Origin of the sequence: Labrenzia sp. THAF191a, assembly GCF_009363335.1 — a bacterium.
GTDB lineage: Bacteria > Pseudomonadota > Alphaproteobacteria > Rhizobiales > Stappiaceae > Roseibium > Roseibium algicola.
Genome location: NZ_CP045333.1, coordinates 1,066,654 through 1,079,766, shown reverse-complemented (window position 1 = coordinate 1,079,766; position 13,113 = coordinate 1,066,654). Strand labels below are relative to the sequence as shown.

The 13,113-nt window shown below is 60.8% G+C and carries 11 protein-coding genes; 1 reads left to right on the top strand and 10 read right to left on the bottom strand.

From position 1 onward, the window contains the following. Positions 1-23 precede the first annotated feature (23 nt). On the bottom strand, positions 24-1,217 hold the full coding sequence (locus FIV05_RS04970; RefSeq protein WP_286202298.1) for an extracellular solute-binding protein: 1,194 nt from the start codon (positions 1,215-1,217) through the stop codon (positions 24-26). Positions 1,218-1,364: 147 nt separating this feature from the next. Between FIV05_RS04970 and FIV05_RS04965 the strand changes: the two genes are divergently transcribed. Continuing rightward, positions 1,365-2,579, top strand: a complete 1,215-nt coding sequence (locus tag FIV05_RS04965) for an ROK family transcriptional regulator (protein WP_152508866.1) — start codon at positions 1,365-1,367, stop codon at positions 2,577-2,579. A 389-nt stretch (positions 2,580-2,968) separates the two neighbouring features. Here FIV05_RS04965 and FIV05_RS04960 read toward each other — a convergent pair whose 3' ends face one another. The 9 genes from FIV05_RS04960 to FIV05_RS04920 all read right to left on the bottom strand — a co-directional run bounded on the left by FIV05_RS04960 (position 2,969) and on the right by FIV05_RS04920 (position 12,981). Continuing rightward, on the bottom strand, positions 2,969-4,027 hold the full coding sequence (locus tag FIV05_RS04960; protein WP_152504958.1) for a sugar phosphate isomerase/epimerase: 1,059 nt from the start codon (positions 4,025-4,027) through the stop codon (positions 2,969-2,971). A 23-nt stretch (positions 4,028-4,050) separates the two neighbouring features. Further along, positions 4,051-5,649, bottom strand: a complete 1,599-nt coding sequence (locus tag FIV05_RS04955; protein ID WP_152508865.1) for a glycoside hydrolase family 43 protein — start codon at positions 5,647-5,649, stop codon at positions 4,051-4,053. After that, on the bottom strand, positions 5,646-6,692 hold the full coding sequence (gene mgrA, locus FIV05_RS04950) for an L-glyceraldehyde 3-phosphate reductase (RefSeq protein ID WP_022999286.1): 1,047 nt from the start codon (positions 6,690-6,692) through the stop codon (positions 5,646-5,648). Before mgrA ends, FIV05_RS04955 begins: the two co-directional genes overlap by 4 nt. Before the next feature lie 11 nt (positions 6,693-6,703). Further along, positions 6,704-7,825, bottom strand: coding sequence for a Gfo/Idh/MocA family oxidoreductase (locus FIV05_RS04945; protein ID WP_152508864.1), 1,122 nt, complete (start codon positions 7,823-7,825; stop codon positions 6,704-6,706). A gap of 9 nt (positions 7,826-7,834) precedes the next feature. Further along, the gene (locus FIV05_RS04940) at positions 7,835-8,581 is read right to left on the bottom strand and encodes a sugar phosphate isomerase/epimerase (protein WP_152508863.1); all 747 of its coding nucleotides are present in this window, start codon (positions 8,579-8,581) and stop codon (positions 7,835-7,837) included. Between the two features lie 31 nt (positions 8,582-8,612). Continuing rightward, positions 8,613-9,704 carry an ABC transporter ATP-binding protein gene (locus tag FIV05_RS04935; RefSeq protein ID WP_152508862.1) on the bottom strand — a complete coding sequence of 364 codons (1,092 nt, stop codon included), beginning with the start codon at positions 9,702-9,704 and terminating at the stop codon, positions 8,613-8,615. Between the two features lie 11 nt (positions 9,705-9,715). Then, the gene (locus FIV05_RS04930; protein ID WP_152511822.1) at positions 9,716-10,600 is read right to left on the bottom strand and encodes a carbohydrate ABC transporter permease; all 885 of its coding nucleotides are present in this window, start codon (positions 10,598-10,600) and stop codon (positions 9,716-9,718) included. Positions 10,601-10,710: 110 nt separating this feature from the next. Next, positions 10,711-11,601, bottom strand: coding sequence for a sugar ABC transporter permease (locus tag FIV05_RS04925; protein ID WP_055656892.1), 891 nt, complete (start codon positions 11,599-11,601; stop codon positions 10,711-10,713). Positions 11,602-11,745: 144 nt separating this feature from the next. After that, a complete protein-coding gene (locus tag FIV05_RS04920) occupies positions 11,746-12,981 on the bottom strand; it encodes an ABC transporter substrate-binding protein (protein ID WP_022999280.1) in 1,236 nt (411 codons plus the stop codon). Between the last annotated feature and the right edge of the window lie 132 nt (positions 12,982-13,113).

Below are 13,113 nucleotides of genomic sequence, written 5' to 3'. Positions count from 1 at the left end.
TCAGTCTCCCGTCAGTCGCAAACTTAGCGGATGCGCTTGACGCGGTCTGCGGCAGCTTCCAGCGCTTCATCCACGCTTGCCTGGCCGAGCAGGACCTGATGGATGTTCTTCTGGAGAATGTCGGAGACTTCGGTGTAGGACGGCACCAGCGGACGCGGATACATGACAGCGATGGATTCTTTCGCCGCCGCGATCAGGTCTTCCTGGCCTTCGATCACCTTCGGTTCGGAATAGGACGCCTTCCAGATCGGCAGGCTGAGCTTGGCATAGTTGTCCTGAACGTCCTTCTGGGTCAGGAAGGAGATATAGGCCCAGGCTTCATCCGCATGCGGGCTGTTGGCGGGAATGCCGAGACCCATGGAGCCGTTGACGCTGGAGGCGGTTGACTTGCCTTCGACGCCTGGTGCGGGAGCTACCTTCACCTTGCCGGCGACCTTGCTTTCCTTCGGATCGTTGGCAAGGGCGTTCATGTAGGTCCAGTTGAGGGCAAACGCCGCTTCGCCGTTGGAGAACACCCGGCGGACGTCTTCTTCGAAATATTCGCGTGAAGACGGGTTGCTCAGGCCTTCGTCCAGCGTTGCCTTCATGAAGGAAACGGCATCCTTGGCACCGCCTGCGGTAAAGGCCGGCTGGCCTTCATCGAAGAACGCGCCGTCATTGGCCGCCGTCAGGGTGGTAAAGTCGCAGATCATCGCCTCGGACTGGGACCAGCTCCAGACCAGCGGATATTCGACAATGCCCTTGTCCTTGATCTGCTTGGCCTGTTCCGCCAGTTCGGCCCAGGTCTTGGGCGGGGTGGAAATGCCAGCCTCTGCCAGCATGTCGGCATTGTAGAAGAGGTATTTCGTGTCGAGGATCCAGGGCATGCCATAGCGCTTGCCGTCATATTCGACGGTCGTCCAGGCGCCATCGAAAACCTTGTCGGTATAGTCGGCCGGAATGCGGTCGGTGACATCCTGCAGGAAGCCGCGCGTTGCGAATTCGGCCGGCCAGATCACGTCGAACAGGACAACGTCATACCCGTCATCGCCCGCACCTGCCGCTGCAATGATCTTGTCGTGCAAGGCTTCATAGGGAACGAATTCGAGCGCAACCGTGACGCCGGGATTTGCTTCCTCGAACTTGGCGGTCATCGACTTGATGTCGTCTTCGCTATAAGCCGCCTGGCTCATGAAAAGTGCATTCAGTGTGGTGTCGGCCAATGCCGTCGTGGTCATGGCCAGGGTCGCGAAGGCGGACCCCAAAATCAACTTTCCAAACGTGTTCATCTCGCCCTCCGGTTTTTGTGTAGGCAAAGCATCCTATGTTCGGTTTTTTTATTTTGTCAAATTGATAGAAAAAATAATTTCTGGTCTATTGGCGCCATGAACGACAGTGCTCCGATCCCCGCATCCTTCCGGACCAGCGGCACAAACCTGACCCGCGCCAAGACGCATAATCACCGCGTGGTGCTGGAAGTCATCCGCACGCGCGGTCCGATCGGTCGCTCGGAAATATCTGAAATCACGTCGCTTTCCCGCCAGACGGTGCAGAATATCGTCGGTGAGCTGGAAAGCCGCGGCATTGTCGAGATGCATGCCCAGAAGGCCCGGGGCCGCGGACATCCGGGCATGACGGTGCAGCTCAAACCCGATCATGCCTACAGTCTCGGGTTTCATGTCGATCGTCTGTCTGTCACGGCGATTGCCTGCGATCTTCTGGGCAGCATCGTCTGGCAGTCGGCCGCCCACATGGCCGCTGCCACGCCCAAGGCAGCCAACAGCCGGATCCTGTCGATGGCAGAGGAATTCCGCGCTGCTCATCCCGGTATGGCCAAGTGTCTGTTCGGCGTCGGTCTTGCTGCTCCCGGTCCTTTCGAAACCGGATCGCAGACCTCCAGCGGCACCGATGCCACCACATTTTCGGATTTCGGCTCGCCGGAAAATCTCGCACAGCTTCAGTCGGCGATCGGCTTGCCGGTGGTCCTTCAGAACGATGCGTCGGCCGCCGCGCTGGGCGAGCATGTTTACGGGATCGGCCGCAGCTTCAACAGCTTTGCCTTCATCCAGTTCGGCATGGGGCTTGGCGCTGGCTTCGTCCTGAACGGGGCGCTCTATCCGGGTGCGACGAAAAACGCCGGCGAAATCGGGCACGTTGTGATCGACCCGACAGGCCCGGCCTGTTCCTGCGGCAACGCCGGCTGCCTGGAGCGGTATCTGTCACTCAACGCGCTGTGCGAAAGGCTTGGCCTTGAGCCGACGGAACCAGGCTCCGTTGGACGGATCGAAGCCTTGTTCGCCGAAGGAGATCCGGCGGTCCTCGGCTGGATAGCCGAAGTCGCGCCGCTCATGCGCCAGATGATCAACATGATCGAGATGATGCTCGACCCGGAAGCGCTGATCCTGGGCGGCATCATTCGTCCGGACTTCCTCCAGGCGCTGCTCGACAGTGCCTCCCCGCTTCCTCGCCGTCTCGACGGTTCGCTTGAAGAAGACAGGATCCGCATCGGTACGTCCGGTGCAACAGCTGTCGCCCTCGGTGCGACGGCCGCCGCTGTCGATGCGCTCTACGCCCCCTCGGTTTCGCACCTGCTGCTGTGAAGCCACATCTCTCGCACGTAACCGAAAAGCAACCCTCATGCTGAGGAGGACCGCTAGGTCCGTCTCGAAGCATGGGCGGCATATCCCGAGCAAGCAGCCCATCCTTCGAGACAGCGCTTCGCGCTTCCTCAGGATGAGGGGAGGAAGAGGTGCCGCATTGAAGATTGTCACCCCGGACAAGCGCAGCGCAGATCCGGGGTCCACTCTCAGCGCCGCTTGCCGAAGTGGTCGGATGTCTACAAGAGACTTCGCTCCAAACCGAATCTCTGGCAACGAGTAGGCCTCCGGTCTTCCTTCGGTCGCCCGGGCTGACAACCGAGATACCGGCAAAACTGAGCCAGCTAGGACTGGTTACCTTGCCGGAATGAGGATGCGCGGTCAGTCTGCCCCTAACTCAGCCCCAGCATCTTCCGGATCTGCTCCTGGTCGGTCTCGCCGCCGGCGAAGTCGTCGAAGGCCTTGTCGGTGACTTCGATGATGTGGTGCTCGATGAAGGGTGCCCCTTCGGCAGCACCCTGTTCGGGTGACTTCAGGCAGCATTCCCATTCCAGAACGGCCCAACTGTCATAGCCATGTTGGGCAAGCTTGGAGAAGATGCCGGAAAAATCCACCTGGCCATCACCCAGGGACCGGAACCGGCCCGCGCGGTTGACCCAGCCCTGATAGCCGGAATAGACGCCCTGGCGGCCGTCCGGATTGAACTCGGCATCCTTCACGTGATAGGCGCAGATGCGCTCGTGATAGATGTCGATGAACGCCAGATAGTCGAGCTGCTGCAGCAGGAAGTGCGACGGATCGTAGTTGATCTGGCAGCGCGTGTGACCGCCGAGCGCCTCCAGGAACATCTCGAACGTGGCGCCGTCGAAGACGTCCTCGCCGGGATGGATTTCATAGCCGACATCGACACCGTTTTCGTCATAGACATCAAGGATCGGTTTCCAGCGCGCCGCCAGTTCCTTGAAGGCTTCCTCGATCAGCCCCGCAGGCCGTTGCGGCCAGGGGTAGAGATAGGGAAACGCCAGCGAACCGGTGAAGCTGACGGAAGCAGTGAGGCCAAGCCGCTTGCTGGCGATCGCCGCCTTTTTCATCTGGTCGACCGCCCAGGCCTGCCGGGCCTTCGGATTGCCGTGCACTTGGGATGGTGCAAAGCCGTCAAAGGCCAGGTCATAGGCGGGGTGAACCGCCACGAGCTGGCCCTGCAGATGGGTCGAAAGCTCGGTAATCTCGACGCCGGCGTCCGCGCAGATGCCTTTGACCTCGTCGCAATAGGTTTCGCTTTCGGCGGCCTTGTCGAGGTCGAACAGGCGACTGTCGAAAGTCGGGATCTGTATGCCCTTGTAGCCGAGATCCGCGGCCCATTTGGCGATTGCGGGAAGCGAATTGAACGGAGCGTCGTCTCCGGCAAACTGGGCCAGGAAAATCGCGGGCCCCTTGATCAGTCCAGCCATGAATATCTCCTTAGAGTGTGAGCTCACGTGCCTTCCGGTGCGTATGAAAACCTGCTGAAATCGGCGGTCTTGCCTTGCCCGGATATGTCGAAGGCCAGCATACCTACAAAGGCACCGGTAAAGGAGCCGTGCTCACCGCGCCCGCCTTCATCCGAGATCACGCTGGCATCGAGATCCGGTCCGAAGGGCGTCCAGTCGCGGCCTTGCTGGCGCCAGAAGAATTGCTGGCGGGCACCATCAACCTCAACGGCAAGCTCGACCGGTCCGTCGCCAAGCGCGACAGGGTCTGCCGGAAATGACATGCGTCCATCCGGCCAGTCGCCGGGGCAGGAAAGCAGCGTCAGGCAACGGCCGAGCTGTCCCGTCCAGCTCACGGCCAGAAAATGGAACTTGTGCCGGTTGTAATAGGTCGTCAGTCCGGCGGCCTGCTGGTAGGTCGTTGGCGCAAAGTCGGTGAGCGTGGTTTCCACCCGGTAGCTGAGGTGCTCCTGCCGCCGGGCAACCAGCGACTGCTCGTACCAGCTGCCGATGCTTTCCCGTCCGGTTAGCCGCAAGGCCGTGCCCGTGAGGGAAAATAGCCGCTCCGGATAAGGCGTGCGCAGCCACTGGAACTCGGGCGGCAGGACTTCGCCAGTGAAAGTGCGGTCCACCCGTTGAGGGGGGCGAGGTTCTGTCGCCGTCAGACCCGGCACCTCAACCTTCGGAACCATGCCGCCGTCTTCCAGGTAAAGCCAGCCGTCCTCCCGCCATTCGCACTTCTGGATCGCGGTCTCCCGTCCCAGAGGCGAGAACCGTCCGGGCAGGGGCCGGGAACACAGATGGGTGTGGTAGACGTCGCCATCCGGCGTTTCGACAATCTGGCCGTGACCGGCCCGTTGCAGCGGCGCGACCGGATCGTCCTTGGCGGTGATGAGGTGGGTTTGCGGGTGAAGCTCGTACGGCCCGTCGATGGACCGTGACCGGGCCATGGTAACGGCGTGCCCGTAGCCAGTGCCGCCTTCGGCGACCGTCAGGTAGTACCAGCCGCCGCGCTTGTGAAGATGTGGACCTTCCGTCAAACCGTGCGGGCTTCCGGAAAAGATCCTGCGGATTTCGCCTTTCAGGCCTTCCGTTTCCGACCATTCCTGCAGCAGGATGCCGTCGAAGGCCGGATGGCGCGGATGCCCGCCGACGGAATTTGAAATGTGGTTCCATTGCAGGACGAGGAACCATTTGCGGCCATCGTCGTCGTGAAACAGCGACGGATCGAACCCGTGTGAGCTGACGTAGATCGGGTCACTCCACGGCCCCTCGATGGAAGGGGCCGTGACGATGTAGTTATGCGCGTCCTTGAAATTCCCATCCAGCCGTTTGACGTCCGTATAGACCAGCCAGAACCGTCCGTCCGCGTAGGAAAGACACGGTGCCCAGATGCCGCCGCTGTCCGGATTGCCGCGCATGTCGAGCTGGCTTGCACGGCTGAGCGGCCGGCAGGCCAGATCCCAGTTGACCAGGTCTTTCGACCGGTGAATCTGGACGCCCGGATACCATTCGAAGGTCGAGGTGGCGATGAAATAATCATCGCCCGCACGGCAGATCGAGGGATCCGGGTTGAACCCCGGCAGGATGGGATTTCGGATCATTTCCGGCTGGGTCCTTTCCGTTCAGCCGAGGCCGCCCACAGGTTGATGTCCGCCTCGCGGGTGGTTTCCTCGATCAGCTTCAGCTCTTCGTCGGAAAACTGGAGATTGGCGACAGCCCCGACGCAGTCCTTTACCTGGCTGCCCCGGCTCGCACCGATCAGGGCCGTCGTGACCCGGCCTTTGCGCAGCACCCACGCCAGGGCCATCTGCGCCAGCGTCTGGCCGCGCTTTTCGGCAATGTCGTTGAGTGCCCGGATGGTGGCGAGGTTGTCTTCGCTCAGGAACTGGGTCTTCAGCGATTTGCCCTGGTTCGCCCGGCTGTCTTCCGGAATACCCTTCAGATATTTGCTGGTCAGCATGCCCTGGGCCAGCGGCGAAAAGGCAATGGAACCGATGCCGAGGTCGTCGAGAGTATCCAGAAGACCGTCTTCCTCGACCCAGCGGTTGATCATGGAATAGCTCGGCTGATGGATCAGGCACGGTGTGCCCAGCTCCTTCAGGATGGCGGCGGCTTCCCGTGTCCGTTTGGAATTATAGGACGAGATGCCGACATAAAGCGCCCGTCCGGACCGCACGATGTGGTCGAGGGCCATCATGGTCTCTTCCAGCGGTGTGTCCGGGTCGAAGCGGTGCGAATAGAAGATATCGACATAGTCGAGCCCCATCCGCTTCAAGGACTGGTCGCAGGACGCGATCAGGTATTTGCGGCTTCCCCACTCGCCATACGGCCCGGGCCACATCTCATAACCCGCCTTGGACGAAATGATCATCTCGTCCCGGTAAGGCGCAAAATCCGTCCGCAGCAGTTCACCGAAGGCGGTTTCCGCCGAACCCGGCTTGGGGCCGTAATTGTTGGCAAGATCGAAATGGGTGATGCCGAGATCGAAGGCGGTCCGGGCAATCTCCCGTTTCTTGTCGAGCGGCGTATCGTCACCGAAATTGTGCCAAAGGCCGAGCGAGATCACCGGCAGTTTCAGGCCGGATTTCCCGCATCGGCGGTATTCCATGGTGTCGTAGCGCGTTTCCGCTGCTGTCCAGGTCATAGGCTATCCCGTTATACTAAAAGGCCTTTTGCCGCCTGCGGGTCCAGGGCTTCCGGGCGCTCGCAGGTGGTTTTGATGTCAATGAAAGTCCCACTCTCGCCGGAAGCGAGAATCGACGTCATCACATCGACAACATGCAGAGCAAATTCCAAAGAGCAACGGTGCGGCCGATTTTCCAGGATGGCGAGGGCCATATCGGCCAGGCCCGCCGTGCGGTAATTGGCGTGGCCACGGTCGTTTGATTTGGAGAACGGGTGGTTCCAGGCTTCCGACAGGGTCACGAAACTGCCCTTGTCCGTCATGCGCACTTCACCACCGAAGAAATTCGGATCCGGCACATGCAGCGTGCCGGAGCGGCCGTAAAGCTCTATGTTGGAATGGCCGTGCTGCCACACGTCCCAGCTGGCGCAATAGGTGATCTGGGCACCGGACTGGAACTGCATCACTGCGTGGATGGTCGTCGGTGTTTCCACCTTGATCTTTTCTCCGTTGCGCGGCTCGGAGGTGATGGTGCGATATTCAGATCCGGCGGAACTCATTGCACAGACCCGCTTCACCGGTCCAAGTAGCTGCACCAGGTTGGAAACGTAGTAAGGCCCGAGATCGAGGATCGGGCCACCACCCGCCTGGAAGAAGAAGTCCGGGTTCGGGTGCCACATTTCCATGCCCGGGCTCTGTACGAAACAGGTGCCTGACGTCACCTTGCCGATGGCGTCACTGTCGATCAGGTGCCGGGCAAGCTGGTGTGCTCCGCCCAGGAAGGTGTCGGGGGCCGACCCGACCCTGAGGCCTTTTTCCTTCGCAATCGCGGCAAGGGATTCGCCCTCTTCCAGGCTAAGCACGAACGGCTTTTCCGAATAGACATGCTTGCCGGCTTCCAGAACGCGTCTGGAGACTTCGTAGTGAACGGCCGGAACCGTCAGGTTGACGATGATGTCGATATCGCTTGCCGCCAGCAGGCCGTCGACGGTTTCGGCTCTCAGGCCGAATTCCTCGGCACGTGCTTTTGCGGCAGCTTCATAGATGTCGGCGCAGGCGCGCACCTCGATGCCCTTGAAGAGCGGAGAAAGGCGCATGTAGGCGGCCGAAATGTTTCCGCATCCGAGGATGCCGATGCCAAGTGTCTTGCTCATGGGGTTACCTCAGTAGGTGCGGAAGGCCGCAACGGAGCGGGTGGCGAAACGGTCGAAGTCGGAAGGCTTGTCGTGTTCCATGACGAAGAGATCGACCCCGACGCCGCGAAGCGCCGACATGATGCCTTTCCAGTCCATGGTGCCCTGGCCGACGTCCGCCCAACCGTCCTCGTGGGCACATTCGCCCTCCGGTGCGATGTCCTTCACGTGGGCCGTGGTGATGCGGCTGGCGTATTTCTCGATCCAGTCGAGCGGGTCCTGATTGCCGCGCACGATCCAGGCAATATCGGCTTCCCATTCGATGGAAGGGGCGGCCTCCATCAGGATGTCCATCGGCAGGCGGCCATCGGCGCAGGCATTGAATTCGAAATCATGGTTATGCCAACCGAACCGCAGGCCGGCATCGCGGATCTTTTGACCGATGGCTTCCAGCCGCTCGGCGATGGACTGCCACATGGCCGCATCCGGAACGCGTTGCTCGGGCGGCACGGCGGGAACGAAGATCCGTTCCATGCCAAGGGTCCGGGCAGTGCTGATCACCTTGGCGAGGTCGTCTTCGAACTGCTCCATCGGAAAGAAATGGCCCGACGGCATCTTGAGGCCCTGGGCGTCGAGCATGTCGCGAAAGGCTGCCGGGTTCTCGTAGTTTCCGCCGAACCCCTCGACCTGGGTATAGCCGAGGTCCGCAAGCCGCTTGAGAACGCCGTCCCATGGGGTGAATTCGCGGGCTGAATAGAGCTGGAATGAAATATCCATCTTGATTGTCCTGAAGTGGTTAAGGACCGGCCTAGAGCCGGGATTCCGAGGTTTTGTCGAAAAGATTGGCGCGGGCGGGATCGAACCCGACCGTGATTGCGTCGCCGTGCCGGATGTTCGCCTGGCCGTCCATGCGCACCCACAGCGTCTGGTCGCCGGTGGTAAAGCGGACAAGCGTGTCCGAACCGAGCGGCTCCACCAGTTCCACCTGCCCATCCAACCGCACGAGCGCGGTGTCTGCTTCCGCGCCGCTGACCATGTGTTCCGGACGGATGCCGAACCAGGCTGCGCCTGCTGCAGGAGGGCCGTTCTGGAAGGTGTATCCGTCAAGCGAGAAGGTCTTTCCGCCTGACGCGAACCGGTAATTTCCGCCGGTTTCTTCCAGCTCTCCTTCAAAGAAATTCATGGTCGGCGAACCGATGAACTCGGCCACATACTTGTTGGCCGGCCGGTTGTAGATCTCGTTGGGGGAGGCCAGCTGCAGGATCTGGCCACCACGCATGATGGCAATCCGGTCGGCCAGCGTCATGGCCTCGATCTGGTCGTGGGTGACGTAGATCATGGTGTTGGACAGCTTCTGGTGCAGCTGCTTGATCTCGACCCGCAGGTCCGCCCGCAGCTTGGCGTCCAGGTTCGACAGCGGTTCGTCGAACAGGAAAACGTCGGCATCGCGCACCAGAGCCCGGCCGATGGCGGCACGCTGGCGCTGGCCACCGGAAAGGGCGGCCGGCTTGCGGTTGAGCAGCGGTTCGATCTGCAGGACCTTTGCGGCCCGGTTCACCCGCTCCTGGATTTCCGCCTTGGGCAGGCCCGCGTTCTTCAGGCCGAAGCTCAGGTTGCCGGCGACGGTCATCTGCGGGTAGAGCGCATAGGACTGGAACACCATGCCGATGCCACGCTGGGAAGGCTCCGCCCAGGTCACGTTGCGCCCGCCGATGAAGATCTGCCCGCCGGTCACGTCCAGCAGCCCGGCAATGCAGTTCAAAAGGGTTGATTTTCCGCAGCCCGAAGAGCCGAGCAGCACGAGAAACTCACCCTGGCCGACATCGAGGTTGAGATCCTTCAGAACATCCAGGCTTCCGAAACTCAGGGAAAGGTTCTTGATGGAGATACTTGGTTCCATGGGTCGTCTCGTTAGCCTTTCACCGCACCGGCGGCGATGCCGCGCACGAAGAGTTTTCCGGAGATGAAGTAGATGGTGAGGGGTACGAGGCCGGTCAGAATGGTCGCGGCCATGTTGACGTTGTATTCCTTCACCCCTTGCGTGGAATTGACGATGTTGTTGAGCTGCACCGTCATCGGATAGAGGTCCGGCTTGGTGTAGATCACGCCGAACAGGAAGTCGTTCCAGATGCCGGTCACCTGCAGGATCATGGCGACAACGAAGATCGGCAGGCTCATCGGCACCATGATCTGGAAGTAGATTGCCCAGAACCCGGCCCCGTCCACGCGCGCCGCCTTGAACAGTTCCTGCGGCACGGAGGCGAAATAGTTGCGGAACAGCAGTGTCAGGATGGGCATGCCGAAGATTGTGTGCACGATCACCAGCCCGGTCAGGCTGCCGTAAAGGCCGATTTCCCGCAGCATGATCACGATCGGATAGATCATCACCTGGTAGGGAATGAAGGCTCCGACGATCAGGATCGTGAAGAAGGTTTCCGAGCCCTTGAAGCGCCAGTTGGCAAGCGCATATCCGTTTACCGAGGCAATCACGATCGACAGGATCACGGACGGGATCAGGATCTTGACCGAATTGAAGAAGCCGCGTGACAGGCCATCGCAGTTGAGGCCGGTGCAGGCTTCCGCCCAGGCCTTCACCCAGGGCTGGAAGGTGATCTCCACGGGCGGTGAAAAGATGTTGCCAAGCCGGATCTCCGGCATGCCCTTCAGCGAGGTGACGATCATCACGTAAAGCGGCAGCAGGTAATAGAGGCAGACGACGATCAGCGTGCCGTAGATCAGGATGTTCCTGCGGGACAGCGCCTTGCGTGGCTTGCGGCCGGCGGGGCCTTCGACCATCCGGCTGCCGGATGGCGTGCCGTCGCCGTGGCGGAGCGCCCGGTCGGGGCCGGCTTCGGCCGGGCCGGTATCGTATTTCATCGAGCCTTTGAGCAGGTGAGGCGTCTTGGTCATTTGCGCTTGCCTCCGAACTCGAGATAGGCCCAGGGCACGACGATAATGACGACCGTCAGCAGCATCATGGTGGAGGCGGCAAAGCCCTGGCCGAGGTTCTGCGACAGGAACATGGCGTCATAGACGTATTTGGCCGGAACTTCGGAGGAAATGCCGGGCCCCCCGCCGGTCTGGGCGACGACCAGGTCGTAGACCTTGATGATGCCGGAGGCGATCAGCACGATTGCGGTGATGAAGATGCCGCGCATCATCGGAATGACGATGAAGAGATAGGTCTTCCACATCGGGATGCCGTCGATCTTGGCGGCCTTCCAGATGTCCTCGTCAATCCCCCGAAGACCTGCCAGCATCAGGCACATGATCAGCCCGGTTCCCTGCCAAAGGCCGGCGATGAGGATGCCATAGATGACGATCTCGGGATTGTAGAGCGGGTCGAAATTGAAACTCTCCCAACCGAGGCTGCGCACCACGTGCTGGATGCCGAAGTCGGGATTGAGAATCCACTGCCATGCCAGTCCCGTGACGATGAAGCTGAGCGCGAAGGGATAGAGCAGGATTGTTCTGAACGTGTCCTCGAACCGAATCTTCTGGTCGAGCAGGGCCGCCAGCATGAAGCCGATCAGCAGCGAGAAAATCAGCGAGAAAGCTCCGTAGATGGCCAGGTTCTCGATGGAGATCAGCCACTTGCTGCTGCTCCACAGCCGGTCGTACTGGGCAAGACCGACGAATTTCTCACGCGGCAGGAGCTTGGAGTTGGTGAAGGAATAAAGAACCGTCCAGGCGGTTCCGCCGATGAAGACCACCACGGCGGTGATGATCATCGGAACCGCGGCCACCTTGGCGCTGATGTTCCGATGCCACCTCGCGGGGCGCGTAGCTGCGGCCATGCCGAAAACTTCCTTGTCGAGACGTCCAGGGTGATGTCGGGCGCTCCCTGCGCGCCGGAGCGCGCAGGGCTGGAGGACGCCACCTGGCCGCTGTCCCGGTAAAGTTGGGACCGTGCGGCGCGGGCGGCGGGCCTTTTTCCGCTGTTAGTCGGCGTTGCCGACGATCGACGCGAACATCGACTGTGCGTCTTCAGCGGTCATGGACGGGTTGTTGAAGAACTCGACGAAGAGGTCGTTCACCTGGGTCAGGCTGTCGGCGGACATCAACTGGTCCGGAGACTGGATGACATTGCCTTTGGCCAGGATGTCGAGGCCCTTCTTCATGCAGTCGTTTGCAGCCGCCAGATCGACGTCGCCACGCACTGGCAGCGAGCCTTTCTTCAGGTTGAAGGCAACCTGGGCTTCCGGGGAAAGCATGACCTTTGCCAGTTCGCCCTGGGCTTCGGTGATGGCCGGGTCGTCCACTTTCGGGAAGTAGAACGCGTCGCCGCCGGTCATGATGACCTCGTTGACGCCAAGGCCGGGCAGGCAGGTGTAGTCCTCGCCGGCAACCTGGTTGGCGACCTGGAACTCACCCTGCGCCCAGTCACCCATGATCTGGCCCGCGGCCTTGCCGGTGATGACCATGGTGGTGGCATCGTTCCAGCCCTGGACGTTGGAGTCCTTGGACATGTCGCGAGCAGTCGCGGCAGCCTGGAAGACCTTTGCCATTTCCTCGCTACCGGCAAGCTCTGCATCCTTCTCGCCGAAGATCTTCGTATAGGCCTCGGGTCCGGCGAGTGCGGTGAGAAGCACCTGGAACGCCAGTGTCGTCTGCCAGGGCTGCTGCCCCATGGCCAGCGGCACGATGCCCGCCTCCTGAAGCTTGGGTGCTGCGGCAGCGTATTCGTCCCAGTTGGTCGGAACCGCCAGGCCGTTGTCCTCGAACACCTTGTTGTTCAGCCAGAGCCACTGCTGCGAATGAATGTTGACCGGAACGCAATAGATGCGGCCATCCAGCGTGCAGCTGTCGAGCAGACTGGAGGGATGGATGACTTCTTTCCAGTTGCCTTCCTCTGCAATGTCCGTGAGGTCGCGCATCAGGCCGGCTTCCACCAGTTCCTCTGCCTGGCGGCCATGGTTGAACTGCGTTGCACCCATCGGGTCGCCACCGGTGATACGGCTGATCATGATCGGGCGGGCTGTGCCGCCGGAACCGGCAATCGCACCGTCAACCCACTTGTTGCCGGTCGCGTCGAATGCCTTTGCGAATTCGGCAACCGCAGCCGCTTCGCCGCCTGAAGTCCACCAGTGGGTGACTTCCAGATCGGTCGCATTCGCGGCCGTTGCTGCACAAAGGGCGGTCGTTGCTGCAAAAACTGCACGTAGTGCTTTCATCATTTCCTCCCATCGAACGTGAACTGTCCGATTGTCCTCACCATGCGGCCTCCACCGCATTTTGTAATCGATTACATTTTATTGTATGCTATATGTAATCGATTACATTCATCATTCTCGGGAAACGGTCTTGTG